The sequence below is a fragment of the Micromonospora humida genome (assembly GCF_016901255.1).
In the GTDB taxonomy this organism is placed as follows: Bacteria; Actinomycetota; Actinomycetes; order Mycobacteriales; family Micromonosporaceae; genus Micromonospora; species Micromonospora wenchangensis.
Genome location: NZ_JAFEUC010000016.1, coordinates 1 through 26160, shown reverse-complemented (window position 1 = coordinate 26160; position 26160 = coordinate 1). Strand labels below are relative to the sequence as shown.

The following is a 26160-nucleotide window of genomic DNA, read 5'->3' as shown; positions in this document are numbered from 1 at the left end:
CCGTGCGGCACGACCCGTCGGCCGGCCCGGGGCCGGACGGCGACGACACCCCGGCGACCGGCGTCCCGGCCGCCGGGACGTCCCGGCCGGCCCGCTGGCTGGTCACCACGGCGGTGTTCGCCGTCGGCGCGGTGCTGCTCGCCGCCGGCTGGTCGGCCCGCCGGCCGGCACCCGTCGGTGACCGTACGGTCGGGCAGGTCACCCGGGTCGGGGTGCTGCCCGGGGACTCGCTGCCCGGCTACGCCACCGCCAGCCGGGCCGAACTGGCCGCGCTGACCGCCGGGGCGTACGCGCTGGTGAGTTTCGACAGGTACGTCGCGCCGGACGAGCTGCCGGCGCTGCTGGCCGGCGTCGAGGTCACGGCGGTGGTGGTCCGGGTGCCGCTGCCCGACCGGCAGACCGAGGTGGTCCGGCTGCCGGCGCAGCGACTGCCGCAGGACGTGACCGCCGGCATGGCCGGCCTGGCCGACCGCAAGGACCGGGAGGCCGCCGACCAGCGCACCCGGGCCGCCGCCGGCACCGACCCGACGACCCGCCGGGGGTACGAGACCGGGGCGCAGGTCGCGGCGCGGGAGGCGGCCGGTTACCGGTCGGCGTGCGCCTGCGTCTACGCGGCGGTGGTCCGGGCCGAGCCGCCCGCCCTGCGCGCCACGGCCGGGCGGGACGGGGTCCGCGCGGTCGACCCCGCCCCGGAGGTGACCCGGCTGGACCGGACGGTGTTCCTGCCGCCGCTGCCGGAGCAGCGGGACGTGGCCCGGCCCCCCGCCGACACCGCCACGTCACCCGGCTGACCCGCTCCCGACCGCCCGGCCCGGCCACCGGCCGTGGGGCCGTCTGTCCGAGCGGGCCGCCCTGCCCGAGCGGCCCGGCGAAGGGATCCGGGACGTCCCACCGCAGCGGGTGGACGTCCCGTCGACCGGCCAGGACGTCCGGTGGTGGGTTCCGGTGGGGGCGCGGGGATGGGCGATTCGTCGGAAGGGGCACCCGCTGTGATCGGTCCGGTACGGTCGCCGACCGGGGCGGGGTGGGGCCGGCCGGTGCCGACCCCCGCCCCACCTCCCCGGACGCCCGTCGCGGTGCGTCTCGCGTCCGATCGCGGTAAGTATTGTCCCCGGCAGATGTGTGCAGACCGGTGTGGTCCGAATAGGGTTTCGTTCGTAGCCTGTCAGGCGGAGATCGACGGCGCGGGAGGGCGAGCCTTGGACGGCACCGAGACCGGCTGGGGCCGGTCGGCCGAACCGGCACCGCGATGGCGGACGCTCTTCGAGCGCGCCCGCCTCGGCGGGCGCGCCGCCGAACCGGCGGAGCCGGACCGCCGGGGCGAGGACGCGCCCCGGGAGCCGCTGCCCGGCCGGATGCCCGGCGGTGGCTGGTCCGGCCGGGGATCGGCCGCCGTGCCGCCACCGCCCGACCCGGGCTACGGCCCCGATCCCGGCTACGCCCCCGACCCGGGCTACCGCGCCGGCGCCGCCTACCGGGCGGACCCGGGCCACCGCGCCGACCCCGGCTATCCGGTCGACCAGGGTTACCGGGCCGACCCGGGCTATCCGGCCGATCCCGGCTACCGCGCCCCCGGCGGCTACCCGGCCGACCCCGGATACCTGCCGGAGCCGGCCCGGCCGCCGGAGCCGCCGGTCGTCCCGTCCCGCTACGCGCTGCTCGACAACGGCTACCGGGCCGAGCCGCCGCCCCCCGAGTCCCGCTATGCGCTACTCGACAACGGTTACCGCGCACCCGGCTACGCACCCCCCGAGCCGACGTACCAGCCGCCGCAACCCGCCTACCCCGAGCCGGCGGCGTATCCCGAGCCCGGCTACCCGGCGACGCCGACGTACCAGCCGGAGCCGGTCTACCAGCCCGAACCGACGTACCAGCCGGAACCGACCTACCAACCCGAGCCGACGTACCAGCCCGAGCCGGCGGCGTATCCGCCGGCGGTGACCGCCGACCGGGGCTACCCGGCCCGGATCGAGCCGGCCCGCATCGAGTGGCGTCAGCAGGGCCCCCAGGACGAGCAGGAACGGGCCGCCGGCATCCTCCGCCGCGACCTCGGCACCCCCCGGGTGCTGGCGTTCGCCAACCCCAAGGGCGGGGTGCACAAGACCACCGCCACGGTGCTCGCCGCCGCCACCGTCGGCAGCGTCCGGGGCCGGGGCGTGCTCGCCTGGGACGACAACGAGCTGCGTGGCACCCTCGGCCTGCGCGCCGGCAGCGCCCGGCACGCCCGGACGATCCGGCACCTGATCAGCGACCTGGCGCACATCGAGATCCGCGACGGCGCGGAGCTGTTGGAATCCCTCGACGACTACCTGCGGCACGCCTCCGACGGCTCGTACGACGTGCTGGCCGGGGAGGAGAGCCCCCGGTTCGCCCAGCGGCTCGACCAGTTCACCGTCAAGCGGGTGCTGGAGCTGCTGCGCCGTACCCACGACGTGGTCTGCGTGGACACCGGCAACAACGTGGAGAGCCCCAACTGGCGGACGGTCATGCACGCCGCCGACCAGCTCGTGGTGACCACCGTGCCCCGCGAGGACGCCGCGTTCAGCGCCGACTGGATGCTCGACCTGCTGCACGAGGAGGGCATGGGTGAGCTGGCCGACAACGCGGTCACCCTGATCTCCTGCCCCACCCCCGGCCGGTCGACGCTCCAGGACGACCTGGAGCGGCACTTCGCCACCCGCACCCGGGCCGTCGCCGTCGTGCCGTACGACCCGGTGCTGGAGACCGGCTCGTCGATCGAGTACCACCAGCTCCAGGCGGAGACCCGGGCCGCGTGGCTGCGGGCGGCCTCGGTGATGCTGGAACCGTTCGCCCGGTGAGGGGTGGTACGGGCTCCGCCGCCCCGCCGTACCGCCCGGCCTGAGAGGATCATCGGGTGAGCCCGGACACCCCCGATCCGCACCGCCCCGCCGACACCCCGGCGGGTGCCGCGCCCACCCCGCACGCCGTCCCGACCGGGCCGCCCGCCGACGGGCCACCGGCCGGGCCCGGGTACGCCCCGACCCCGCCGGGACCCGAACCGACCGCGCCCGGCCACGCCGCGACCGGACCCGAACCGGCCGGGCCCGGCCACGACCCGGGTGGGTCGTACCTGCCGTGGCCGCCGCCGTCCGGCTGGCCGGCGCAGCCGGTGCAGCAGCGGCCCCGGCACACCCGGGCGGTGGCTGCCGGCCTCGTGCTGGGCCTGACCGCGTCGGGGGTGCCGCTGGGGCTGCTCTGGGCGGCGCTGGCCCCGGACACCCCCGTGCTCAAGACCGCCGAGGGGGCCGTCTACGCCCAACCCCAGCCGGAACAGCCGATCGCCGCCGACGGCTGGTTCAGCCTGCTCGGGATCGGGTTCGGGGTGCTCGCCGCGATCGCGGTGTGGACGCTGCTGCGCCGCCGCCGGGGGCCGGTGAACCTGGTCGCGCTGACCGTCGGCGCGCTCGGTGCCGCCCTGGTCGCCTGGCAGGTGGGCCGCCGGGTCGGGCTGGCCGGCTACCAGCGGCTGCTCGACACCGCCCCCGCCGGCACGCCGTTCGGCAAGCCGGCCGACCTGCGGGCCGGGGGCATCGACCGGCTCTTCGGCGTGCTGCCCGTACCGTACGGCAACCTGCTGCTGGCCGCGTTCGCCGCCGCCGTCACGTACACCCTGCTGGCCGGCTGGTCGCGGTGGCCGTCGCTGCGCCCGGAGCCGGAGCCCGGCGGCCCCGGCTGGCCGGACGCGCCGGGCGCGGTCGGTGCGCCCGACGGGGGCGGCCCGCCGGGTGCGGCCGGTACGCCGGGCGAGGTCGGCCCGGCGGGCGGGGTCAGTTGGGGGCCGGCGGGGACGCCAGCTCCGACAGCGGCACCGGAACCGCCCGCACCTGGCGCAGCAGGGCCGACTCGCGGTTGAGCAGCCGCAGCTCGGCGCGGAGCCGGGCGGCGGTGTCGTCGATGGCGAGCAGCCGTTGCCGGTCGGCCAGGGTTAGCACGGCGGTGGCCGCCACCAGGTGCGACAGCACCGTCGGGTCCTCCGGGAGCTGCTCGGACAGCTCCTGCGGGTCGTCCCGGATCAGGCCCAGGTACTGCCGGAACACCGCGATCACCCGGGCCGCCAGCAGCTCGGCCGCCTCGTCCGGGCCGGCCGGGTCGGGCAGCCACTCGACGTCGGCGGTCAGGTAGGGGGCGGCCTCCCGGTCGACCCCGGCGACCCGGAACCGCCGCCGGCCCACCGTGACGATGTCGAAGCCACCGTCGTCCAGCTCGGTGACCTGCCGCAGCTCGGCGGTGCAGCCCACCTCGTGCAGGGTCACCTCGCCGCCGCCCGGGGCGGCCCGGCCCGCGCCCGGGGCGACCTCCCAGCCGGAGCGGATGGCCACCACACCGAACTCGCGGGGCACCCCCTCGGGCTTCCCGACCAGGTCCCGCACCAGGTGGCGGTACCGCTCCTCGAAGATGTGCAACGGCAGCACCAGACCCGGGAAGAGCACCGTTGCGAGGGGAAACACCGGCAGCCGTGCGGTCACGCGTCCGAGCGTAGCCCGATCCGGCGCGGTCGGCGTGTCCCGGCTCACCGTCCCGCGGTGCGGGCGGCGCGGGTCGCCCTGCGGGCCGCCGCCTAGACTCGGGGGCGTGTTGAAACGGATCGACCTGCGCGGCGGGGTTTCCGACCCGCGTCGCCTGCTGCCCCGTGCCCAGCTCGACGTCTCCGTGGCGGTCGAGCGGATCCGCCCGCTCGTCGAGGCGGTCCGGGACCATGGGTACCCGGCGATCCGGGAGGCCAGCGAACGGTTCGACGGCGTCTGCCCGCCGGTGCTGCGGGTCCCGACCGAGGCGATCACCGCGGCCGAGGGGGTGCTCGACCCCGACGTGCGGGCCGCGCTGCTGGAGTCGATCGCCCGCGCCCGTCGGGTGCACGACGACCAGCGGCGCACCGACCACACCACCCAGGTCGTGCCGGGCGGCACGGTCACCGAGCGCTGGGTGCCGGTCGACCGGGTCGGCCTCTACGTCCCCGGCGGGCTGGCGATGTACCCGTCGACCGTGGTGATGAACGTGGTGCCGGCCCAGGCGGCCGGGGTCCGCTCGCTGGTGGTGGCCAGCCCGCCGCAGCAGGACAACGGCGGCCTGCCGGACGCCCGGGTCCTCGCCGCCTGCGCGCTGCTCGGCGTCGACGAGGTGTACGCCGTCGGCGGCGCCCAGGCGGTCGCCATGCTGGCGTACGGGTCGACCGTCGACGCCGAGGGCACCCGGCGCTGCGCGCCGGTCGACATGATCACCGGGCCGGGCAACATCTGGGTGACCGCCGCCAAGCGGCTGCTGCGCGGCGTGGTCGGCATCGACGCCGAGGCCGGACCGACCGAGATCGCCGTGCTGGCCGACGACACCGCCGACCCGGCGCACGTCGCCGCCGACCTGATCAGCCAGGCCGAGCACGACCCGTTGGCGGCCAGCGTGCTGGTCACCCCGTCGGTCGAGCTGGCCGACGCGGTCGACCGGGAGCTGGCCCGGCAGGTGCCGGCGACCAAGCACGCCGAGCGGGTCGGCACCGCGCTCGGCGGGGAGCAGAGCGGCGTCGTGCTGGTCGACGACCTGGCCGACGGGCTGCGGGTGGTCGACGCGTACGCCGCCGAGCACCTGGAGATCCAGACCCGGGACGCCCGCGACTGGGCGCTGCGGGTGCGCAACGCCGGGGCGATCTTCATCGGGCCGTGGGCGCCGGTGTCGCTCGGCGACTACTGCGCCGGCTCCAACCACGTGCTGCCCACCGGGGGCTGCGCCCGGCACTCGTCGGGGCTGTCCGTGCAGTCCTTCCTGCGCGGGGTGCACCTGGTGGAGTACACCCGCGAGGCGCTGCGCGACGTCGCGCCGCACGTGGTGACCCTGGCCACCGTGGAGGACCTGCCGGCGCACGGGCAGGCGGTCGCCGTGCGGTTCGCCGGGGAGGCGTCGTGACCACCCTGGACGACCTGCCGATCCGCGACGACCTGCGGGGCCGGTCGCCGTACGGGGCACCGCAGCTCGACGTGGCGGTCCGGTTGAACACCAACGAGAACTCCTACGCCGTGCCCGAGCCGGTGGTGGAGGCGATCGGCAAGGCGCTCGCCGCCGAGCTGCGCGACCTCAACCGCTACCCGGACCGCGAGGCGGTGGCGCTGCGCGCCGACCTGGCCGGCTACCTCGGGCACGGGATCACCGCCGACCAGGTCTGGGCGGCCAACGGCTCCAACGAGATCCAGCAGCAGCTGCTCCAGGCGTTCGGCGGGCCGGGGCGCAGCGCGTTGGGCTTCGTGCCGGCGTACTCGATGCACCCGTTGCTGTCCCTGGGCACCGGCACCCGGTGGGTGCCGGCGCAGCGGGGGGTGGACTTCGGGCTGACCGCCGACGAGGCGGTCGCCGAGGTCCGGGCGCACCGCCCCGACGTGGTCTTCCTCTGCTCGCCGAACAACCCGACCGGCACCGCGCTCGACCCGGCGGTGGTCGCCGCCGTCCTCGACGTCGCTCCCGGCATGGTGGTCCTCGACGAGGCGTACGCCGAGTTCGCCCGGCCCGGCACGGTCAGCGCCCTGACCCTGCTCACCGGGCACCCGCGGCTGGTGGTGACCCGGACGATGAGCAAGGCGTTCGGGTTCGCCGGTGGCCGGCTGGGTTACCTGGTCGCCGACCCGGCGGTGGTGGCGGCGGTGCAGCTCGTCCGGCTGCCGTACCACCTCTCGTCGCTCACCCAGGCCGCCGCCCGCGCGGCGCTGGCCCACCGCGACGTCCTGCTGGGCACCGTCGACGCGATCAAGGAGCAGCGGGACCGGATCGTGACCACCCTGCGGGCCCGGGGGCACCGGGTGGCCGACAGCGACGCCAACTTCGTGCTGTTCGCCGTCGGCGACGACCAGTCGGCGGCCTGGCGGACCCTGCTCGACGCCGGGGTGCTGGTGCGCGACGTGGGCCTGCCCGGCTGGCTGCGGGTCACCGCCGGCACCCCCGCCGAGACCGACGCCTTCCTCACCGCGATGGAGAAACTGTCATGAGCCGCACCGCCCGGGTGGAACGGATCACCAAGGAGACCAAGGTCCTCGTCGAGATCGACCTCGACGGCACCGGCCGGGCCGAGATCAGCACCGGGGTCGGCTTCTACGACCACATGCTCCACCAGATCGCCCGGCACGGCGGTTTCGACCTGACCGTGCGCACCGTCGGTGACCTGGAGATCGACGCCCACCACACGATGGAGGACACCGCGCTGGCCCTGGGCGCCGCGTTCGACCAGGCGCTGGGGGACAAGGCCGGCATCCGGCGGTACGGCTCGGCCACCGTCCCGATGGACGAGGTGCTCGTCCGGGCCGCCGTCGACCTGTCCGGCCGTCCGTACGTGGTGCACGACGAGCCGGCGCTGTCGCCGTACATCGGGCCGGTCTACCCGACCAGCATGACCCGGCACATCTGGGAGTCCTTCGGCCAGGCGGCCCGGGTCACCCTGCACGTGGACGTGCTGCGCGCGGCCCGGCCGGGCGGCCACCCGGACGCCCACCACGTGGTGGAGGCCCAGTTCAAGGCGGTCTCCCGGGCGCTGCGGGAGGCCACCGCGCTCGACCCGCGCACCGCAGGTGTGGTGCCCAGCACCAAGGGCGCGCTGTGAGCGGCCCGCTCGGGGTCGGAGGGCGGCGCTGATGGGCCCGGTGCTGCCGACCCTGCTGCTGATCCTCGCCGGCATCCTGGTCGGTGGGGCCTGGTCGTTGTACCGGCAGGACGCGCCGCGCGGTGCGATCGTGGTCACCGGGCTGCTCGCCGTGCTGGCCACCGTCGGCGGGGTGCTCTGGCTGCTACCCGGGGAGGGCTGATGGGCGCGCACGGCACCGGCAAGCGGATCGTGGTGCTCGACTACGGCTCGGGCAACCTGCGTTCGGCCGAGCGGGCCCTGGCCCACGCCGGGGCGGAGGTGACGGTCACCGCCGACCTGTCCGCCGCCGCCGATGCCGACGGCCTGGTGGTGCCGGGTGTCGGCGCGTACGCGGCCTGCATGGCCGGGATCGAGGCGTCGGGTGCCGGCCCGGTGATCGCCGAACGGGTCGCCGCCGGCCGCCCGGTGCTCGGCATCTGCGTCGGCATGCAGGTGCTCTTCGCCCACGGCGACGAGCACGGTGTGGTGACCAAGGGGCTGGGGCTGCTGCCGGGCGGGGTGACCCGGCTGCCCGCCGACCGGCTGCCGCACATGGGCTGGAACACGGTGACCCCACCGGACGGGTCGGTGCTCTTCGCCGGGCTGCCCGCCGACAGCCGGTTCTACTTCGTGCACTCCTACGGGGTGCTCGACCAGGCGTCGTTGCGCGAGGCGGGTGCCCGGGTGACCACCGCCCACCACGGCACGGACTTCGTCGCGGCGGTGGAGTGGGGTCCGCTGTCGGCGGCCCAGTTCCACCCGGAGAAGTCGGCCGAGACCGGTGCCCTGCTGCTGCGCAACTGGCTGGCCACGGTTGACTGAGACGCGCGGCCGCACCGGACCGGGTGCGCGGTGAGCAAGGAGCGGGCCCGTCGGCGGGCCGTCCGGGAGGCGGAGGCGGCCCGCGACCGCGTCGTACGTCAGCGCAAGCTGGCCCGTCGGCAGCGTCGCCGCGCCCTGGTCCGCCGGGTCACCCCGCAGTGGCGGCGGGGCCGGACGGGCCGGCTGGCCCGCCGCACCCGGGGTGAGCGGGCCGCCATCATCGGGTTGACCGCGGCGGCGCTGGCGCTGATCTGGGTGTTCGTCGACGATCTCGCGCTGCGGGTGGTGCTGGTCGTGCTGTTGCTTCTGGTCCTGCCGGCGATCGTGGTGATCGCCCTGGACCGTCGGATCTGAACGAGGAGTAGGAAACGTGACCCTGACCCTGTTGCCCGCCGTGGACGTCGCCGACGGCCAGGCCGTCCGGCTGGTGCAGGGCGCCGCCGGCAGCGAGACCGCCTACGGCGACCCGCTCGACGCGGCGTTGGCCTGGCAGAACGACGGCGCGGAGTGGATCCACCTGGTCGACCTGGACGCCGCCTTCGGCCGGGGTTCCAACGCCGCCCTGCTGGCCGAGGTGGTCGGCAAGCTGGACGTGCGGGTGGAACTCTCCGGGGGCATCCGCGACGACGCGTCGCTGCGCGCCGCGCTGGGCACCGGCGCGGCGCGGGTGAACATCGGCACCGCCGCGTTGGAGGACCCGCAGTGGTGCGACCGGATCTGCGCCGAGTACGGCGACCGGGTGGCGATCGGTCTGGACGTGCGGGGTCGTACCCTCTCGGCGCGGGGCTGGACCCGCGACGGCGGTGACCTGTGGGAGGTGCTGGCCCGGCTGGACGCCGCCGGTGCGTCCCGGTACGTGGTGACCGACATCACCAAGGACGGCACGATGCGCGGGCCGAACCTGGACCTGCTGCGCGAGGTCTGTGCCCGTACCGACGCCCCGGTGATCGCCTCGGGTGGCGTGTCGACCCTGGAGGACCTGCGGGCCCTGGCGACCCTGGAGGAGGCCGGCGTGGAGGGCGTGATCGCCGGCAAGGCGCTGTACGCGGGCGCGTTCACGGTGGCCGAGGCGTTGGCGACGCTGCGGGCCGCGGGGTGACCGACGCGGCGGACCCGGACGACGGGACCGTCACCCGGCTCGGCTCGGGCGGCCCGTGGGAGGCCCGGTACGGCTACTCCCGGGTGGTCCGGGCCGGCCGTTCGGCCTGGACGTCGGGCTGCACGTCGACCGTCGACGGGGTGGTGACGCACGTCGGTGACGCGGCGGCGCAGACCGCCCAGGCGTTGCGCATCGGCCTGTCCGCGCTGGCCGAGGTGGGCGCGGGCCCGACCGACGTGGTGCGGACGCGGATGTACGTGACCGACCGGCTCTTCGTCGATGAGGTGGGCCGGGCGCACCAGGCGGTCTTCGGCGCGGTCCGGCCGGCCGCCACGATGGTGGTGGCCGGCCTGCTCGATCCGGACCATCTGGTCGAGATCGAGTTGGAGGCGCACCTCCCGCCGTCCTGACCGGCCCGGCCGGTCGGTCGGGTCGGGAGACGGGTGTCACTCCCGGCCCAGATAAGTAGTGCACAACTGAATTGCGGGCTACCTTTGCCGGGTGAGTGACCATCTGGTGTTGCGCGATCAGGTCTGCTTCGCGCTCTATGCGGCCTCCCGGGCGCTCACCGACGTGTACCGGCCCATCCTCGACGAGTTCGGGCTCACCTACCCGCAGTACCTGGTGCTGCTGGTGCTCTGGGAGCGCGGTGACGACCCGCCCACGGTCTCCGAGCTGGGCGCCGCGCTCCGGCTCGACTCCGGCACCCTCTCCCCGCTGCTCAAGCGGCTGGCGGCGGCGGGCCTGGTGGTCCGCACCCGCTCCGCGCTCGACGAGCGGCGGGTGGAGGTGGGGCTGACCGCCGAGGGCGCGGCCCTGCGCCAGCGGATGACCGACGTGCCGCTGCGGGTGGCCTGTTCCACCGGCCTCGACGAGACCGAGCTGGTCGCGTTGCGCGACACCCTCACCCGGGTCACCGAGACGATCCACCGACAGAAGGAGCAGTGATCCCCATGCAGGTGCTCTACACCGCCTCCGCGACGGCCACCGGCGACGGGCGCGACGGCCACGTCCGCACCTCCGACTCCACCCTCGACCTGGACCTGGCCGTGCCGAAGGAGATGGGCGGCGCCGGTGGCGCGGCCAACCCCGAGCAGCTCTTCGCCGCCGGCTACGCGGCCTGCTTCCACTCCGCGCTGCGCGTGGTCGCCCGCCGGGCCAAGGCCGACGTCACCGGCTCGGTCGTCGAGGCCGAGGTCGGTATCGGCGCGAACGGCAGCGGCGGCTTCGGTCTGGCCGTCACCCTGGTGGTGGACCTGCCGGCCGTCGAGCGCGCGGCCGCCCAGCAGCTCGTCGAGGCGGCCCACCAGGTCTGCCCCTACTCCAACGCCACCCGGGGCAACATCGAGGTGACCCTCACCGTGCGCGAGGTCGCTGCGGCCTGACCACCGCACCGGGCCACCACCATCGGGTACGAGAGGACGACACCGTATGACCAGCAACCGTGAGATCCACCTGGCCTCCCGCCCACAGGGCTGGCCGACCGCCGACAACTTCCGCCTCGTCGAAACCGGGGTGCCCACCCCGGGGCCGGGGCAGATCGTGGTCCGCAACCAGTTCATCTCGGTCGACCCGTACATGCGGGGACGGATGAACGACGTGAAGTCCTACGTGCCGCCGTTCGCCCTCGACGCACCGCTCGACGGTGGCGCGGTCGGCGAGGTGGTGGCCGGCGGCGGCGACGGGATCAGCGTCGGCGACACCGTGCTGCACGGGCTCGGCTGGCGGGAGTACGCGCTGCTCGACGCCGGCTCCGCCCGCCGGGTCGACCCCGACCTCGCCCCGGTCACCGCCTACCTGAGCGTGCTCGGGATGACCGGGCTGACCGCGTACGCCGGGTTGCTCGACGTGGCGGCGATGCGGCCGGGGGAGACGGTGTTCGTCTCCGGCGCGGCCGGCGCGGTGGGCAGCATGGTCGGCCAGATCGCCAAGCTCAAGGGGGCCGGCCGGGTGGTCGGCAGCGCCGGCTCGCCGGCCAAGGTGGCCCGGTTGACGGAACTCGGCTTCGACGCCGCCTTCGACTACCACGACGGTCCGGTCCGCGACGCGCTGAAGGCCGCCGCCCCGGACGGGATCGACGTCTACTTCGACAACGTGGGCGGCGAGCACCTGGAGGCGGCGATCGGCGCGATGAACCTGCACGGCCGGGCCGCCATCTGCGGGATGATCGCGCAGTACAACTCGGCCGAGCCGCCGGCCGCGCCGCGCAACCTGGCGCTGGTCATCGGCAAGCGGCTCACCCTGCGCGGCTTCCTGGTCGGCGACCACGGCGGCCTGCGCGAGCAGTTCGTCACCGAGGTCGCCGGCTGGCTGCGCGAGGGGAAGCTCTCCTACGACGAGACGATCGTCGACGGCATCGAGAACGCCCCCGACGCGTTCCTCGGCCTGCTGCGCGGCGAAAACCTCGGCAAAATGCTCGTCCGCCTCTAACCCCCCGCCCCACCCGCGCCCCCGCCCCGCCCCCTGGCCGTGGTGATCAAGAGGTTCGCGTCACGCTTCGAGATCGAACTGACGCAAACCTCTTGATCACCGGCGGGGTGGCGGGGTTGGCGCGCGGGCGGGGCAGGGTGGGGTGGTAGGTCGGCGGCGGTGGGGCGGGGTGGGTGCGGGGGCGTTGGATAGGCTCGGGGCATGACGGTGGCGGTGCGGGTGATCCCGTGTCTGGACGTGGACGCCGGTCGGGTGGTCAAGGGGGTCAACTTCCTCGACCTGCGCGACGCCGGTGACCCGGTGGAGCTGGCGGCCGCGTACGACCGGGCCGGCGCGGACGAGTTGACCTTCCTGGACGTCACCGCCTCCTCCAGCGACCGGGGCACCATGCTCGACGTGGTACGCCGCACCGCCGAGTCGGTGTTCATCCCGCTCACCGTCGGCGGTGGGGTACGCCAGGTCGCCGACGTGGACACCCTGCTGCGCGCCGGGGCCGACAAGGTGGGGGTGAACACCGCCGCCATCGCCCGCCCCGAGCTGATCGCCGAGATCGCCGACCGGTTCGGCCGGCAGGTGCTGGTGCTCTCGCTGGACGTCCGACGGGCGCCCGCCGGCACCACCCCCAGCGGTTTCGAGGTCACCACCCACGGTGGCCGCCGGGGCACCGGGCTCGACGCGGTCGAGTGGGCGGCGCGCGTGGCCGAGCTGGGCGCGGGGGAGATCCTGCTCAACTCGATGGACGCCGACGGCACCAAGGCCGGCTTCGATCTGACCCTGATCGAGGCGGTCCGGGCGGTGGTCGACGTGCCGGTGATCGCCAGCGGCGGCGCCGGCCGGGTGGCGCACTTCCCGCCCGCGATCGGCGCGGGCGCCGACGCGGTGCTGGCCGCCAGCGTCTTCCACTTCGGCGAGCTGACCGTCGGCGAGGTCAAGGACGCCCTGCGCGACGCGGGTCACCCCGTCCGCTGACCCGAGCCCGCGCGGGCCACCCCGCCCGTGCCGACCCGGGTGGGCGGCTCAGCGGCGGCGCGGCCGGCTCAGCGCCCGCTCTGCCCCTCGGGCGAGCGGCGGGGGGCCGGGATCGAGCGGACCACGTACTCCTGGACGGCGGCGGCGTGCTCCTCCTCGGCCAGTTGCCAGTCGGCGCTGCCCGGGGCGTGCCGCCGGACGAGCACCCCCTGCATGCTGTCGACCGTGCCCCCCACCCCGGCCCGGGGTCGGGTACGCCAGAGCTGCTCACCGTCCGGGGTGATCCGGAACCAGCCGTCGGAGACGGTGACCAGCCCCGCGCCGACCAGCCGCCGGACCGCTGTCTCCACGTCCTGTCGTTCGGGTATCGCCTGGTTGAGATGGTCGGCGGTGGACAGCACGTCGGTGAGCCGTACCCCTTCCGGGCGGCGGGAATCCGCCGCCCGCCGGTGCCGTCCGGCCCCGCTGGCGATCACCAGTGACACGAAGATCCAGGCGTCCGTCCAGCGCCACGCGTTCTCCCCCATGCACGAATGATGCCCGTAGGTGTCCGTTGAGGAAACACCTACTTTCCCCCTGTCCTGTCAGCGCAGCTCAGCGTGCCCACGTGCGGACGCAGCGCCGCACGGCGGGGTGGGAACCGGTGCCGGGGCACCGGATCGCGGGGCGGTGGGGGCCGCCGCCGGCGGGTCGGGAAGCGCGAGGCGGGGGATGAAGAACTGGGCGAGCGGGCCGATGCCGAGCGCGTACGCGACGGTGCCCACGCCGACCGTGCCGCCGAGCAACCAGCCCAGGGCCAGCACGGTGACCTCGATCACGGTGCGGACGAGCCGGACCGAGCGGCCCGGCCGGCGGGCGACGTACCCGGTCATCAGGCCGTCGCGGGGGCCGGGGCCGAGCCGGGCACCGAGGTAGAGGCCGGTGGCGGCGCCGTTGGCGACGATGCCGCCGATCAGCAGGGCGATCCGGGCGGGCAGCGGCCATCCGGCCGGCAGCAGGGCCACCGTGGCGTCCACCACCAATCCGATCACCAGCACGTTGCTCACCGTGCCGAGCCCGGGTCGTTGCCGCAGCGGGATCCAGAGCAGCAGCACCACCGCGCCGACCGCGATGGTCACGGTGCCGAACGACAGGCCGGTCTGCCGGGACAACCCCTGGTGGAAGACGTCCCACGGGTCCAGCCCGAGCCCGGAACGGATCATCATGGCCATGCTGACCCCGTAGAGGACCAGCCCGGCGTAGAGCTGGGTGAGCCGGCGGCCGGGCCGGTGCCGGAGATTGCCAATCGGAGCCATGCATGCCACCCTAGGGTCCAATATCGCCCACTGAAGAGCCAATTCCGAAGGGGTGGCCGTGACCAGCCAGGTGCGAGGGGTCCAATTGGCGCGGCTGCTCGGGCAGTGGCATGCCCTGCCCGGTCGCCGCCGCAGCCCCGACTACGCCGCGCTCGCCGCCGCCGTCCGGGGCCTGCTCGCCGACGGTCGGCTCCCTCTGGGGGTACGCCTGCCGGCCGAACGGGAGCTGGCCGAGGCGCTGCGGATCAGCCGTACCACGGTCACCGCCGCGTACCGGCAGCTACGGGAGACCGGCCACCTGGCCAGCCGGCGCGGTGCGGGGAGCTGGACCATGCTGCCCGGCACCCACCGGGTCGCCAGCACCGGCCTGTGGACCCCGCTGGACGACCGCGACATGATCGACCTCGGGGTGGCCGCGTTGGCCGCCCCACCCGAACTGGTCCCGGCCGCCCGGGCCGCGGTGGAGGACCTGCCCCGGTACCTGTCCGGCGCGGGCTACCACCCGACCGGCATCATCGAGCTGCGGGAGGCGGTCGCCCGGGCGTACACCGAGCGGGGGCTGCCCACCAGCGCCGAGCAGATCATGGTGACCAGCGGCACCCAGCACGCGTTGGACCTGGTGCTGCGGCTGGCCCTGGTGCCCGGCGGGAACGTCCTGGTCGAGTCGCCCACCTACCCGAACGCGCTCGCCGCGCTGGCCGCCCGGCGGGCCCGGATCACCACCCACGGCCTCGCCGTCGACGGGATCGGGTGGGACGCCGACCTGCTGCTGGGCAGCGTCCGCCAGACCCGGCCGAAACTGGCCTACCTGATCCCCGAGTTCCACAACCCGACCGGGCACCTGATGGCCGCCGAGCTGCGGGAGCGGCTGGTCGCCACCGCCCACGCCGCCGGCACCGACCTGGTCGTCGACGAGTCCTTCGTGGACCTGCCGCTGGACGGCACGCCGCTGCCCCCGCCGATGGCCGTGTTCGACAGGCACTCCCGGGTGATCTCCATCGGCGGGATGAGCAAGCCCTACTGGGGTGGCCTGCGGATCGGCTGGGTCCGCGCCTCGGCCCCGCAGGTGCAGCGGCTCGCCGCCGCCCGGGTCGGGGTGGACATGGCCAGTCCGGTGCTCGACCAACTGGTGGCGGTGCACCTGCTCGCCCAGGCCCCGGCCATCGTCGCGGCCCGCCGGGCGCAACTGGTCACCCAGCGCGACGCGCTGCTCGCCGTGCTGGCCGAACGGCTGCCGGACTGGCGCTTCGACGTCCCCCGGGGCGGCGTCACGCTCTGGGTCGAGCTGGACGGCCCGATCTCCAGCGCGCTGGCCCGCGCGGCCGAGGAGGTCGGCGTACGGCTGGCGCCCGGTCCCCGGTTCGGCCTGGACGGCACCCTGGAACGGTTCCTGCGGCTGCCGTTCACGCTGCCCGTCGCCGACCTGGTGGAGGCGGTCGGTCGGCTGGCCGCGATCCGCTACGACCTCGACCGGGGCGCGGGTCGGCCGCGCTGGCGGGAACCGGCCGTCATCGCCTGACCGGCCGCCCGCGACGTTCCGCCGCCCCGGGCCCCGACCGCACCGGGCGGGTCGCCCGTCACCGTCGGTCGGCCGGGTCGCCGGTCGGGGCGAACCGGCCTGACCGGGCGGCCCCGGCTGGGAGACTGCCGGTGTGGGTGGCCCGGGACGGTGGCACGGGATCCGGCCCGGTGCGCCCGGCTCCCGGACCACCCGGCTGGAACTCTTCTACGACCTGGTCTTCGTCTTCGCGTTCTTCACCGTCACCGCGCTGACCTCACAGGAGCCCACCGGGGCCAACCTGCTGCGCTGCCTGCTGGTGCTGGGCCTGCTGTGGTGGTGCTGGACCGGTTTCGCGGGCCTGGGCAACGCGGTCCGCGCCGACCAGGGACCGCTGCCGCTGCTCGGCTTCCTCACCGTCACCGCCACCTTCCTGCTGGCGCTGAGCATGCCGGGGGCGTTCGTCGACGAGCCGGGCGGGCTGAACGGCCCACTGGTCTTCGCCGGCTGCTACTTCCTCGTCCGGGCCTGCCAACTGGGGGTCTTCGGGGTGCTGGCCCGGGGCGACCCGGCCCGGTGGCGGCAGTGGACCCGGCTCGCGCTGCTGCCGGTGGCCGCCACGGCGCTGCTGGTCGCCTCCGCGCTGCTGCCCCACCGGGTCGCCGCCGACGGCACCGCGACCGTCCTGCAACTCACCCTCTGGACGCTGGCCCTGCTGGTGGAGTACGTGGCCGGGATCCGCCTCGGCGGGACCTACTGGGCGGTGCTCTCCGCCGGGCACTGGGCCGAACGGCACGCCCTGATGGTGCTGATCGCGCTCGGCGAGTCGATCATCGCGCTCGGCGTCGGCCCGAAGTTCGTCACCGGCCTGCCGCTGACCTGGCCGGTGGTGATCGCCGCGGTGTTCGGCATCGCCGTCGCGTCGGTGCTGTGGTGGGCCTACTTCGACACCCTGGCGCTCGCCCTGGAGCAGGCGCTGCACGCCAGCCGCGATCCGGTGGGCAGGGCCCGGTTGGCCCGCGACGTCTACACCTACCTGCACCTGCCGATCATCGCCGGGGTGATCTTCTTCGCCCTCGGCCTCAAGGACCTGCTGGCCGAGGTGGCCGACCCGGACACCCCGACCTGGGGGGTGCCGCTGGGCGGCTTCTGGGTGCTGGTGCTCTGGGGCGGGGTGGGCCTCTACCTGCTCAGCCTCGTGGCCTGCGAGCTGCGGGCGACCCGGGTGCTGCGCTGGCCGCCGGTGCTGGCGGTGCTGGCCCTGGCGGCGCTCGCCCCGGCCGGGGCCCGGGTGCCCGAGGTGGGCGCGTTGGCCCTGCTGGCGCTGGTCTGTGTGGTGCTGGCCGCGGTGCAGACCCGCAGCCAGGGCCGCCGCCGGCGACGGGTGCGCCGGCTGGCCCTGGCGCAGGAGGAGGCCGTCGAGGAGGCACAGAGCCGGTGGCGTCACGAGCACCTGTGACCGGCCGGCGGCCGTGTCCCGGGACGGGGGGACACGGACGCCGGCCGGTCGGCGGGGCTCAGATCTCGGCCAGGCTGCCCTCGTACATCCGGTCGATCTCGGCGGCGAAGTTGCTCTCCACACCGCGCCGCTTGATCTTCAGCGAGGGGGTCATCTCGCCGTCCTCGATGGTCAGGTCGCGGGGCAGGACGGTCACCTTCTTGATCGTCTCCCAGCGGTTGAGCCTGGTGTTGAGCTGGGCGACGTGCTCCTCGACCATCGCGCGGGCCTCGGGCGAGGCGACGATCTCGGCGTAGTCACGCCCCTCCAACGGGCCACCCGCCGCCCAGCCCCGGATCGCGTCCGGGTCCAGGCTGACCAGCATGGTGCAGTAGTTGCGGGCCTGGCCGATGACGATCGCCTGCGAGGTGTACGGGCAGATGGCCTTGAACATCCCCTCGATGTGCGACGGCGCGACGTACTTGCCGCCGGAGGTCTTGACCAGGTCCTTCTTGCGGTCGGTGATGCGCAGGTAGCCGTCGTCGTCGAGGCTGCCGATGTCCCCGGTACGGAAGAAGCCGTCCTCGGTGAACGCGGCGGCCGTCTCCTCGGGCAGGTTGTGGTAGCCGCGCATGACCGGCCGGCCGCGTACGAGGATCTCCCCGTCGGTGTCGATCCGGCACTCCAGGTCGCCCATCGCCCGGCCGACCGTGCCGATCCGCAGCCCGTCGGGCGGGTTGACGAAGTTGCCGGCGCTGGTCTCGGTCAGGCCGTACCCCTCGGAGATCGGCAGGTTGGCCGCGGCGAAGAAGGTGGCGATCTCGGCGCTCAGTGGGGCCGCGCCCGAGACGAGCACCCGGATCCGGCCGCCGAGGCGGGCCTGGAGCTTGCTGAACACCAGCTTCTCGGCCACCGCGTACTTGGCCTTCAGCATGCCCGGCACCGGCCGGCCGGCCTGCTCCAGGGCGACCTTTCGCTTGCCGACCTCGACCCCCCAGGCGAAGATCTTCGCCTTGGCGCCCCCGGCGTCCTGCGCGGTGGTGACCGCCTTGTTGTAGACCTTCTCGTAGACCCGGGGTGCCCCGCACATCAGCGTCGGCCGGATCACCCCGAGCAGCTCGACGAGCTTGTCCACCCGGCCGTCGACGTAGGTGGGCAGGCCGACGTGCGTCGAGCCGCAGAGCAGCGTCTTGCCGAACGAGTGCGACAGCGGCAACCACAGGTACTGCACGTCGTCGTCGCGCAGCAGGCCCGTCTCCGCCTGCACCACCCCCTCCCAGCACCAGCCACCGTGCAGCAGCTCGACCCCCTTCGGCCGGCCGGTGGTGCCCGAGGTGTAGATCAGCGTGGCCAGGTGCTCGGGGCCGACCGGGGCGATCAGCCGGTCCACCAGGCCCGGGTCCGCGGCGAGCGCCCGCGCGCCCTGCTCCTCCAGCTCGGCCAGGGTGAGCTGGGGCACGGCGGCGGTCGGGTCGGGGGTGCCGTCGAAGAGCACCACGTGGGTCAGCGCGGGCAGCTGCGCGCCGGACACCTTGGCCGCCTGGGCCGGGTTCTCGGCGAACAGCACCCGCGAGCCGGAGTCGGCGATGATGTACGTCGCGTCCTGCGGCTCGGTGGTGGGGTAGACGGTGGTGGTCGCGCCGCCCGCGCACATGATGCCGAAGTCGGCGATGATCCAGTCCAGCCGGGTGTTGGCCAGGATCGCCACCGGGTCCTCCAGCCCGACCCCGAGCCCGTGCAGGCCGGCGGCGACCGCGTCGGCCCGCTGGCCGACCTGCGCCCAGGTCAACCAGACCGGCCCCGAGTCGTCCGCCGCCGGGTGGGCGAAGGCGCGCTGGTCGGGGGTGGCGGCCACCCGCTTGCGGAACATATCGGGGATGGAACGGTAAGGGACATCGAGAGCCATCGAGGTTGCCGCCTTCGGGGGTGGGTGACGTGACGGGGGTCACGTCGCTCTGCGGTTACCGAAGGGTATTGCCTGCACCCGGGCATCGGCTAGCCCTCGAACCTGTGAGGCGGCTGAGTCCCGCCGGGCGCGCCGGACGGCCCGGCGTACCGGTCCGCCCGCATCGACCAGTCGTAGGTGGCGCGTAGCCAGGCGCGGCGGGCCGCCAGAAAGGGCGTCACCGCCGGCCCGGCGTGCGCGACCAGGGCCGCCTCCCGCACCAGGTAGCCGGCCAGCCCGTCGTTGAACCAGCCGGCGGCCAGTTGGAAGGCCGCCGCCTCGTCCCGCCCGTGCTGCTCGGCCAGGACGGTCACCAGGTTGTGCGGGTCGGCCGCCGCGTCCCGTTCCTTGCGGTAGGAGAACAGGTCGTTGCACCAGCAGACCAGGTCGACGGTGAGGTCGTCCAGGGCGAGCAGCGCCGGATCGACCCGCCGGGCCGGGGCGGGCGGGTGGCCGTACGCCAGGTCGGTGAGGGTGAGACTGGGGCGTACGCCACCGGTGTGCCGGCGCATCTGGCGGTACTCGGCCAGCCCGGGGACCCGGCGGCGCTCCCGGTTGGTGGCCTCCCACAGCAGTGCCAGCAGGTACTCCCGCAGTTGGCTCACCAGGCGCAGCAGCAGGGTGGGCCGGCGCTGGTCGACCACCCGCCGGCACAGGTCGGCCAGCGCGACGCCGAGCGCCCCGGCCAGCGTGTCCCGGTCGCCCGGGGGGACATTGTCGCCGACCGATCCGCCCTGGCCGGTCGACGCCCCGGCCGGTCCGCCCCGGCCGGCCCACGTGCCGGCGTCGGTCGGCTCGCCGTGCCGGTCGAGCACGTCCAGCAGTGCGGCGACCGTCGGCGCGAGGGTGGCCGGTGCGCTGCCCAGGCCGTCGTCGTCGCAGACGTCGTCCATCACGAACAGCCAGGAGAACAGGTCGGTGAGCAGTCGTAGCTGGGTGACCGGGGCCTGCGGGCAGGCCCGTCCGGCCAGTTCGGCCGCGCCGGCCCGGTGCAGCCGGGAGGTCGACGGTCCGGCCGCGACCAGGCCCTGGCCCCGGGCCCACTCCAGGCTCTCCGCTGCCACCCGGTCGGTGGCGACGTGCCGGCGGCTGACGAACGGTGGCTCGTACAGGGCCGAGACGTCGAAGCTTCGCATGGCGTCCCCAGTCGGCCGCCCCGCACGAGCGACGTCGCCGGAGAGTACGGCAGAGAGATCGACACCAGTCGTTGTCGAGGCGGTCGGGGTGACCGATTCCACCCCTGTCGCGAACAGCGACGCTTCTCACTGCGCCAAGTGATCAACCGGCCGCACAGGGTGTCCGCCGCAGTGGCCCCGCCGGACGGCCCGACGGAGGCGATGCGGGGCTCACAACCCCAGCGCGGCCGTCCGCAGCCGCTCGGTCAGCGCCGGTGGACCGTCGAGCTGGACCCGGGCCACCCGCTGCCGACCGGACAGGAACAGCACCAGCTCACCGGGGGGCCCGACCAGCCGTACCCGGTCACCGCCCCGGCCGGCGGTCAGCTCGCCGTGGCCGGGGGCCTGCACCAGCAGGTGCGCCGGGAAGCGTCGGGCCCGGGTCCGGGTCAGCAGGGACACCGGCTTCCACAGCCGGGCGGCCAGCCCCGCCGGGACGTCCCGGGGGTGCCAACCCGGGCGGGCCCGCCGGACGTCCTCGTGGTGGATGAAGAACTCCATCGTGTTGGCCAGCTCGTCGGTCAGCGGATTGCTGACCGGGCTCCACACCGGGGGCCGGCGCACCTGGTCGACCAGTTCCGGCCAGGGGCGGGCGGCGACCCGCAGCCGCACCCGCTCGGCGTACCCGTGCAGGGGCGGCAGCAGGATGCCGCCGGCGGCGTCGGGGCGGCGCTCCCGCACCACCAGGTGGGCGGCGAGGTCCCGGGCGGTCCACCCCTCGTTGAGGGTGGGGGCATCCGGGCCCACTTCCAGCATCAGGTCGGCGAGCGCCTCGCGCTCCGCTCGGGCGTACCGCGGCATGCAGCGATCGTAGGTCGGCGGGCCGCCGTCGGCGCGGCGGAGACCCGCCGCGACGGGCGCGGGCGGGACGTGACGGTGGACATACGTCGCCGGGCGGCGGCGGTGGCCGGGACCGGTAAGGATAAGGGAGATAATTGCGGCTTACGGCGGGGGAGAGCGTGGCGAGCGGGACGAGTCGGGACGTGATCCGCCGAGGGTTGTGGGTCCTCGGCCGGGCGATCCGGGAACAACCGCGCATCTTCGCGGTGGCGGTGGCCGGCAGCGTGCTCTTCGGCGGGTTGGTGATCGCCAGCGCGTACGTGGTCGGCGCGGTCGTCGGCGACGTGGTGGTGCCGGCGGTCGAGGCCGGCGAGGTCGGCACCGGCACGGTGGCCCTGGCCGCCGTGGCACTGTTCGGGATCAGCGTGCTGCGGGTGGTCGGCATCTTCGGCCGGCGGCTCGGGGCCGGCTACATGCAGTTCCGCCTCCAGGCCGCCTACCGTCGCCGGGTCACCCGCCGCTACCTTGACCTGCCGCTGGCCTGGCACCACCGCAACGCCACCGGCACGTTGCTGTCCAACGCCAACTCCGACGTCGAGGCGGCCTGGTACCCGATCGCGCCGCTGCCGTTCGCGGTCGGCACGCTGGTGATGCTGGTCGGCGCGGTCGGCTCGCTGTTCGTCACCGACTGGGCGCTCGCCCTGGTCGGGCTGGCCGTGTTCCCCGCCCTGTTCGCGCTCAACGTGGTCTACTCCCGCCGGATGGCCCCCCGCCAGGCCCGCGCCCAGCGGCTGCGGGCCGAGGTCAGCGGCATCGCCCACGAGAGCTTCGACGGCGCGCTGGTGGTCAAGACCATGGGCCGGGAGGCCCAGGAGACCGCCCGCTTCGCCGGCCGGGCCCGGGAGCTGCGGGACTCGCTGATCGCGGTCGGCCGGTTGCGCGGCGTCTTCGACCCGCTGCTGGAGACGCTGCCCAGCCTCGGCACCCTGGCTGTGCTGGTGGTCGGCACGGTCCGGCTGCGGCAGGGCGCGATCACCGTCACCGAACTCGTCAGCGTCGCCTTCCTGTTCACCGTGCTCGCGTTCCCGGTGCGGGCGATCGGCTGGGTGCTCGCCGAGCTGCCGCGCAGCGTGGCCGGGTGGGACCGGGTCAGCCGGGTGCTCGACGCCACCGGCGAGATGCCCTACGGCGAGGTCACCCTCGACGACGCCGGCCCGGCGACCCTCGCCTTCGACGGCGTCCACTTCGGCTACGAGCCCGCCGAGGCGCACCTGCCCGGCACGTCTGTGCTCGGCGAGGTCGCCTTCACCGTGCCCGCCGGGCGGACGGTGGCGCTGGTCGGGCCGACCGGCGCCGGCAAGTCCACCATCGCCTCGCTGGCGGTCCGGCTGGTCGACCCGGACGCCGGCACGGTCACCCTCGACGGGGTGGACGTGCGCCGGCTCACCGCCGCGTCGCTCGCCTCGACCGCCGCCCTGGTCGCCCAGGTGCCGTTCGTCTTCGACGACACCGTCCGGGCCAACATCAGCCTGGACCGGCCGGGCATCGACGACGAGGACGTCTGGGCGGCGCTGCGGCTGGCCGAGGCGGACGGTTTCGTCGCCGCCCTCCCCGACGGGCTGGACACCATGGTCGGTGAGCGGGGCACCTCGCTCTCCGGCGGCCAGCGGCAGCGGCTCACCCTGGCCCGCGCCCTGGCCGGCCGGCCCCGGCTGCTGGTGCTCGACGACGCCACCAGCGCGGTCGACCCCCGGGTCGAGGCCGCCATCCTGGCCGGGCTGCGCGCCCCGGCGCCCGGACAGCCGGCCGCCGCGTCGATCCTGGTGGTGGCGTACCGGCGGGCCACCATCGCGCTCGCCGACGAGGTGATCTACCTGGAGCACGGCCGGGTGCTGGCCCGGGGCACCCACGCCGAGCTGCTGGCCACCGTGCCCGGCTACGTCGACCTGGTCACCGCCTACGAGCAGGCCGAACAGGAACGCGCGGAGAACCGGACGTACGACGAGGTCGCCCCGCTGCCGACGGGCCTGGAGATCGAGGTGGACCGGTGAGCGAGAGGAGTGCAGCGCAGCGGAGCCCCGCAGTCGCGAGCGGAGAGGTAATCCGGTGAGCGTGAGGAGTGCGGTGCGGGGTCGGGTGGTCGCGAGCGGAAGGTCGACGGCGGTGGGCGAGGGTGGCGGGGACGAGCCGGTCGAGCGGACCGAGGGGACCTGGCAGACGTTGCGGCGGGGGTTGGCGCTCTCGCCGGAGCTGCGTACCGGACTGGCCGGCACGTTGGCGCTGGCGCTTGTCTACATGGTCGGCCGGGTGGCCGTGCCGGTGGCGGTGCAGCGCGGCATCGACCAGGGGATCGCCGTTCCCGGCGGGCCGAATCTCGGGGTGATCGTCACGGTGGTCACCGCGACGGCGGCGGTGCTGGTGCTCACCACCGTCTGCGGTTACCTGATGATGCGGCGGCTGTTCACCGTCAGCGAGACCGCGCTGGCCAACGTCCGGACCAGGGCGTTCCGGCACGTGCACGACCTGTCGATGCTGCACCAGCAGTCGGAGCGGCGCGGGTCGCTGGTCTCGCGGGTGACCAGCGACGTCGACCAGATCACCCAGTTCCTCCAGTGGGGCGGGGTCATCCTCATCGTCAACCTGGGTCAGCTCGCGGTCACCACGGCGGTGATGCTGGCGTACTCCTGGCAGTTGACGCTCGTGGTGCTGGTCGCCTTCGCGCCGGCGGTGCTGATCATCCGGTTGTTGCAGCGCCGGTTGGCCGGGGCCTACGGGGTGGTCCGCCAGCGGACGGGCACGCTGCTCGGCACGGTCGCCGAGAGCGTGGTGGGGGCGCCGGTGATCCGGGCGTACGGCGTCTCGGGGCGCACGGCCCGGCGGTTGGACGCGGCGATCGAGGGGCAGCGGTTGGCCCAGCAGCGGGCCATCCGGATCAGCATCATGGGCAGCTCGGTGGGGGAGTTGGCGGCCGGGGTGGCGCTGGCCGGGGTGGTGGTGGTCGGGGTGTCGCTGGGGGTGGACCGGACGCTGTCGGTCGGCCAGCTCACCGCGTTCCTGTTCCTGGTCACCCTGTTCATCCAGCCGGTGCAGATCGCCACCGAGGTGCTCAACGAGGCGCAGAACGCCATCGCCGGCTGGCGGCGGGTGCTCGACGTGCTGGACATCGCGCCGGACGTGGCCGATCCGGGGGAGCAGGGCCGGGACCTGCCGGCCGGCCCGTTGGACATCCGCTTCGCCGACGTGACGTTCGCCTATCCGGGTGGGCCGCCGGTGCTGCACGGCGTCACCCTGGACATCGCCGCGAAGAGCCGGGTGGCGGTGGTCGGTGAGACCGGCAGTGGCAAGACCACCTTCGCCAAGCTGCTCACCCGGCTGATGGACCCGACGCAGGGGCGGGTGCTGCTGTCCGGGGTGCCGCTTCACGACGTGCGGTTCGACTCGCTGCGGTCCCGGGTGGTGATGGTGCCGCAGGACGGGTTCCTGTTCGACGCCACGGTCGGGGAGAACGTCCGCTTCGCCCGTCCCGAGCTGACCGACGCGGAGTTGACGGCCGCCTTCACCGAGCTGGGCCTGGCCGACTGGCTGGACGGCCTGCCGGCCGGACTGGCCACCCCGGTGGGGGAGCGGGGGGAGGCGTTGAGCGTGGGGGAGCGGCAGCTGGTGGCGCTGGCCCGCGCGTACGTGGCCGATCCGGACCTGCTGGTGCTGGACGAGGCGACAAGCGCGGTCGATCCGGCCACCGAGGTACGTCTGCAACGCACCCTGGACGCGGTGACCCGGGGGCGTACGACGCTGGCCATCGCGCACCGGTTGTCCACCGCGCAGGCCGCCGACGAGGTGGTGGTGGTGGACCGGGGTCGGATCGTCCAGCGGGGTCCGCACGAGGAACTGCTGCGTGATCCGGACTCGGTGTACGCCCTGCTCTACGCGTCCTGGTTGGAGCAGACCCGCTGATCCACGTGCTGCCCACCGGTGGGAATGGCGTCCGGTGGACGTGGTCGCCCCGGTGCTCTACTCTGCGGGTTAGGTAAGGCTAACCTTTTTCGGAGGTGCCCGTGGCTCCGACCCCTGCTGAGCTGATCCGTACCCTGGTGGCCGGTCGGTTACCCGGCCTGGTGCACCTCGCCCACCGCCCCGGTCCGTTCCACGTCCGGCACGCCACCGACGCGGAGGGGCGGGTGCTGCTGCTCGTCCCGGTCTTCAGCGACCTCGCCGCCGAGCTGGACCCGGCCGCCGCGCGGGACGTGGCCCTGGTGCTCGACGTGCTCGACCTGCCCCCGGCCGCCGGTGCGCCGTCGACCGGCCGGGCCTGGGTGTCCGGCTGGGCGGCGCCGCTGACCGGCGACCCGGCCCGTCGGGCGGCCGTCGAGTTCGCCGCCGTGGACCCGACCGGCGACCTGCTCGACGTCGGGAGCCGGTTCCGGCTGCACCGCTTCGAGGTGGCCGAGGCCCGGCTGGAGACCGCCGGTGCGGTGCACCGGGTCGATCCGGGCGACTACGCCGCCGCCGAACCGGACCCGCTGCACGCCGACGAGGCCGCCCTGCTGGCCGATCTCGCCGACCACCACGGGCCGCAGGTGACGGCGTACCTGTGCCGCCGGCTCGGCCTGACCGGCGGCGAGCCCCGGGTGGTCCGACTCGACCGGTACGGACTGGTCGTGGCGCTCGGCGGCCCCGGCGACAGGCGTCGTGCCCGCCTGCCGTTCCCGCAGCCGGTGACCGACCTGTCGGAGCTGTCCCGGGTGCTGCACCCGCTGCTCTGCACCCGTTCCACCGCGCACCCCCGCACCCCCCGTCACCCCGCCAACACCCGAACCGACCGCGACTAGCCCAGCCACAGCCCGTGGCCCCTCCAGCCACGGGCTGTCGCGCGCCCGGCCCCGCGCGTCCCCGCCCCGGCCCCGCGCGTCCCCGCCCTGCCCCGGCCCCGCCTCGCCCCGGTGATCAAGAGGTTTGCGTCAGGGCAGCCGAGGCGGTTTCATGGGGTCGGTGCAAGTAGTAGTCGATCAAGGGCTTCGGCGGGAGTGTCCCATCCGAGGGTCTGTCGGGGGCGGCCGTTGAGTTGGATCGCGACGGTGTCGAGGTCGTTTTGGG

Annotated in this window: 26 protein-coding genes and 1 pseudogene; 20 read left to right on the top strand and 7 right to left on the bottom strand. The window is 74.8% G+C overall.

The window, feature by feature from the left end:
* Positions 1-2: 2 nt before the first annotated feature.
* The 3 genes from JQX11_RS26930 (at position 3) to JQX11_RS26920 (ending at position 3874) form a co-directional block, all read left to right on the top strand.
* A complete protein-coding gene (locus tag JQX11_RS26930) occupies positions 3-791 on the top strand; it encodes a hypothetical protein (RefSeq protein WP_204927748.1) in 789 nt (262 codons plus the stop codon).
* Positions 792-1199: 408 nt separating this feature from the next.
* Positions 1200-2819 (top strand): MinD/ParA family ATP-binding protein, encoded by a 1620-nt coding sequence (locus tag JQX11_RS26925; RefSeq protein WP_204927747.1) that lies wholly within the window; start codon positions 1200-1202, stop codon positions 2817-2819.
* Between the two features lie 56 nt (positions 2820-2875).
* A complete protein-coding gene (locus JQX11_RS26920) occupies positions 2876-3874 on the top strand; it encodes a DUF2567 domain-containing protein (RefSeq protein WP_204927746.1) in 999 nt (332 codons plus the stop codon).
* Here the strand turns inward: JQX11_RS26920 and JQX11_RS26915 are convergent.
* Complete coding sequence (locus JQX11_RS26915; RefSeq protein ID WP_204927745.1) at positions 3789-4487, bottom strand: LON peptidase substrate-binding domain-containing protein; 699 nt, start codon at positions 4485-4487, stop codon at positions 3789-3791. The two genes, JQX11_RS26920 and JQX11_RS26915, sit on opposite strands and share 86 nt — an antisense overlap.
* A gap of 106 nt (positions 4488-4593) precedes the next feature.
* On the opposite strand from JQX11_RS26915, the gene hisD reads away from it, so the two are divergent.
* The 12 genes from hisD to hisF all read left to right on the top strand — a co-directional run bounded on the left by hisD (position 4594) and on the right by hisF (position 12935).
* On the top strand, positions 4594-5916 hold the full coding sequence (gene hisD, locus JQX11_RS26910; protein WP_204927744.1) for a histidinol dehydrogenase: 1323 nt from the start codon (positions 4594-4596) through the stop codon (positions 5914-5916).
* Positions 5913-6986 carry a histidinol-phosphate transaminase gene (locus tag JQX11_RS26905; protein ID WP_204927743.1) on the top strand — a complete coding sequence of 358 codons (1074 nt, stop codon included), beginning with the start codon at positions 5913-5915 and terminating at the stop codon, positions 6984-6986. The genes hisD and JQX11_RS26905 overlap by 4 nt, the downstream gene beginning before the upstream one ends.
* Positions 6983-7594, top strand: a complete 612-nt coding sequence (gene hisB, locus JQX11_RS26900; RefSeq protein ID WP_088643058.1) for an imidazoleglycerol-phosphate dehydratase HisB — start codon at positions 6983-6985, stop codon at positions 7592-7594. Before JQX11_RS26905 ends, hisB begins: the two co-directional genes overlap by 4 nt.
* A 31-nt stretch (positions 7595-7625) precedes the next feature.
* Entirely contained in the window at positions 7626-7796 is a 171-nt protein-coding gene (locus JQX11_RS26895) for a CG2302 family histidine operon protein (protein WP_168222542.1), read from the top strand.
* Positions 7796-8437, top strand: a complete 642-nt coding sequence (gene hisH, locus JQX11_RS26890; protein WP_204927742.1) for an imidazole glycerol phosphate synthase subunit HisH — start codon at positions 7796-7798, stop codon at positions 8435-8437. The genes JQX11_RS26895 and hisH overlap by 1 nt, the downstream gene beginning before the upstream one ends.
* 30 nt (positions 8438-8467) lie before the next feature.
* Positions 8468-8791 (top strand): hypothetical protein, encoded by a 324-nt coding sequence (locus JQX11_RS26885; protein WP_204927741.1) that lies wholly within the window; start codon positions 8468-8470, stop codon positions 8789-8791.
* Between the two features lie 16 nt (positions 8792-8807).
* On the top strand, positions 8808-9536 hold the full coding sequence (priA, locus tag JQX11_RS26880) for a bifunctional 1-(5-phosphoribosyl)-5-((5-phosphoribosylamino)methylideneamino)imidazole-4-carboxamide isomerase/phosphoribosylanthranilate isomerase PriA (protein WP_204927740.1): 729 nt from the start codon (positions 8808-8810) through the stop codon (positions 9534-9536).
* On the top strand, positions 9533-9946 hold the full coding sequence (locus tag JQX11_RS33190; RefSeq protein ID WP_204927739.1) for a RidA family protein: 414 nt from the start codon (positions 9533-9535) through the stop codon (positions 9944-9946). The genes priA and JQX11_RS33190 overlap by 4 nt, the downstream gene beginning before the upstream one ends.
* Before the next feature lie 91 nt (positions 9947-10037).
* Positions 10038-10484, top strand: coding sequence for a MarR family winged helix-turn-helix transcriptional regulator (locus JQX11_RS26870; protein WP_204927738.1), 447 nt, complete (start codon positions 10038-10040; stop codon positions 10482-10484).
* A gap of 5 nt (positions 10485-10489) precedes the next feature.
* Positions 10490-10921 carry an organic hydroperoxide resistance protein gene (locus JQX11_RS26865; RefSeq protein ID WP_232378684.1) on the top strand — a complete coding sequence of 144 codons (432 nt, stop codon included), beginning with the start codon at positions 10490-10492 and terminating at the stop codon, positions 10919-10921.
* Between the two features lie 46 nt (positions 10922-10967).
* A complete protein-coding gene (locus JQX11_RS26860; protein WP_204927736.1) occupies positions 10968-11966 on the top strand; it encodes an NADP-dependent oxidoreductase in 999 nt (332 codons plus the stop codon).
* Between the two features lie 201 nt (positions 11967-12167).
* The gene (hisF, locus tag JQX11_RS26855; RefSeq protein ID WP_204927735.1) at positions 12168-12935 is read left to right on the top strand and encodes an imidazole glycerol phosphate synthase subunit HisF; all 768 of its coding nucleotides are present in this window, start codon (positions 12168-12170) and stop codon (positions 12933-12935) included.
* A gap of 68 nt (positions 12936-13003) precedes the next feature.
* Here the strand turns inward: hisF and JQX11_RS26850 are convergent, their stop codons facing one another.
* Both JQX11_RS26850 and yczE read right to left on the bottom strand, forming a co-directional pair.
* Positions 13004-13462: a hypothetical protein gene (locus JQX11_RS26850; protein ID WP_145920959.1), complete on the bottom strand. Its 459-nt coding sequence runs from the start codon at positions 13460-13462 to the stop codon at positions 13004-13006.
* A gap of 57 nt (positions 13463-13519) precedes the next feature.
* A complete protein-coding gene (gene yczE, locus JQX11_RS26845; RefSeq protein ID WP_204927734.1) occupies positions 13520-14230 on the bottom strand; it encodes a membrane protein YczE in 711 nt (236 codons plus the stop codon).
* A 58-nt stretch (positions 14231-14288) separates the two neighbouring features.
* Here yczE and yczR point away from each other — a divergent pair, with 58 nt between their 5' ends.
* Positions 14289-15749: a MocR-like transcription factor YczR gene (gene yczR / locus JQX11_RS26840; protein WP_088643138.1), complete on the top strand. Its 1461-nt coding sequence runs from the start codon at positions 14289-14291 to the stop codon at positions 15747-15749.
* A 133-nt stretch (positions 15750-15882) separates the two neighbouring features.
* A complete protein-coding gene (locus tag JQX11_RS26835; RefSeq protein WP_307826369.1) occupies positions 15883-17187 on the top strand; it encodes a low temperature requirement protein A in 1305 nt (434 codons plus the stop codon).
* 58 nt (positions 17188-17245) lie between these two features.
* Here JQX11_RS26835 and JQX11_RS26830 read toward each other — a convergent pair whose 3' ends face one another.
* From JQX11_RS26830 to JQX11_RS26820, 3 genes are all read right to left on the bottom strand, one after another.
* A complete protein-coding gene (locus tag JQX11_RS26830; RefSeq protein ID WP_204927733.1) occupies positions 17246-19072 on the bottom strand; it encodes an AMP-dependent synthetase/ligase in 1827 nt (608 codons plus the stop codon).
* An 89-nt stretch (positions 19073-19161) separates the two neighbouring features.
* Positions 19162-20247 carry a terpene synthase family protein gene (locus JQX11_RS26825; RefSeq protein ID WP_204927732.1) on the bottom strand — a complete coding sequence of 362 codons (1086 nt, stop codon included), beginning with the start codon at positions 20245-20247 and terminating at the stop codon, positions 19162-19164.
* 210 nt (positions 20248-20457) lie between these two features.
* On the bottom strand, positions 20458-21087 hold the full coding sequence (locus JQX11_RS26820) for a TIGR03085 family metal-binding protein (RefSeq protein ID WP_204927731.1): 630 nt from the start codon (positions 21085-21087) through the stop codon (positions 20458-20460).
* A gap of 158 nt (positions 21088-21245) precedes the next feature.
* Here JQX11_RS26820 and JQX11_RS26815 point away from each other — a divergent pair, with 158 nt between their 5' ends.
* The 3 genes from JQX11_RS26815 to JQX11_RS26805 all read left to right on the top strand — a co-directional run bounded on the left by JQX11_RS26815 (position 21246) and on the right by JQX11_RS26805 (position 25895).
* Positions 21246-23117, top strand: a complete 1872-nt coding sequence (locus JQX11_RS26815) for an ABC transporter ATP-binding protein (protein ID WP_204927730.1) — start codon at positions 21246-21248, stop codon at positions 23115-23117.
* 112 nt (positions 23118-23229) lie between these two features.
* Positions 23230-25020, top strand: coding sequence for an ABC transporter ATP-binding protein (locus JQX11_RS26810; RefSeq protein WP_204927881.1), 1791 nt, complete (start codon positions 23230-23232; stop codon positions 25018-25020).
* A gap of 101 nt (positions 25021-25121) precedes the next feature.
* On the top strand, positions 25122-25895 hold the full coding sequence (locus JQX11_RS26805) for a DUF2470 domain-containing protein (RefSeq protein WP_204927729.1): 774 nt from the start codon (positions 25122-25124) through the stop codon (positions 25893-25895).
* Positions 25896-26044: 149 nt separating this feature from the next.
* Here the strand turns inward: JQX11_RS26805 and JQX11_RS33720 are convergent.
* Positions 26045-26160 (bottom strand): annotated as a pseudogene (locus JQX11_RS33720) (IS30 family transposase); the annotation flags it as partial.

Coding starts and splice junctions, on each gene's coding strand:
- JQX11_RS26860 (WP_204927736.1), top strand. CDS start 10,968: ATGACCAGCAACCGTGAGATCCACCTGGCCTCCCGCCCACAGGGCTGG.
- hisH (WP_204927742.1), top strand. CDS start 7,796: ATGGGCGCGCACGGCACCGGCAAGCGGATCGTGGTGCTCGACTACGGC.
- yczE (WP_204927734.1), bottom strand. CDS start 14,230: ATGGCTCCGATTGGCAATCTCCGGCACCGGCCCGGCCGCCGGCTCACC.
- JQX11_RS26850 (WP_145920959.1), bottom strand. CDS start 13,462: ATGGGGGAGAACGCGTGGCGCTGGACGGACGCCTGGATCTTCGTGTCA.
- JQX11_RS26820 (WP_204927731.1), bottom strand. CDS start 21,087: ATGCCGCGGTACGCCCGAGCGGAGCGCGAGGCGCTCGCCGACCTGATG.
- JQX11_RS26825 (WP_204927732.1), bottom strand. CDS start 20,247: ATGCGAAGCTTCGACGTCTCGGCCCTGTACGAGCCACCGTTCGTCAGC.
- JQX11_RS26865 (WP_232378684.1), top strand. CDS start 10,490: ATGCAGGTGCTCTACACCGCCTCCGCGACGGCCACCGGCGACGGGCGC.
- hisB (WP_088643058.1), top strand. CDS start 6,983: ATGAGCCGCACCGCCCGGGTGGAACGGATCACCAAGGAGACCAAGGTC.
- hisF (WP_204927735.1), top strand. CDS start 12,168: ATGACGGTGGCGGTGCGGGTGATCCCGTGTCTGGACGTGGACGCCGGT.
- JQX11_RS26830 (WP_204927733.1), bottom strand. CDS start 19,072: ATGGCTCTCGATGTCCCTTACCGTTCCATCCCCGATATGTTCCGCAAG.
- JQX11_RS26895 (WP_168222542.1), top strand. CDS start 7,626: ATGGGCCCGGTGCTGCCGACCCTGCTGCTGATCCTCGCCGGCATCCTG.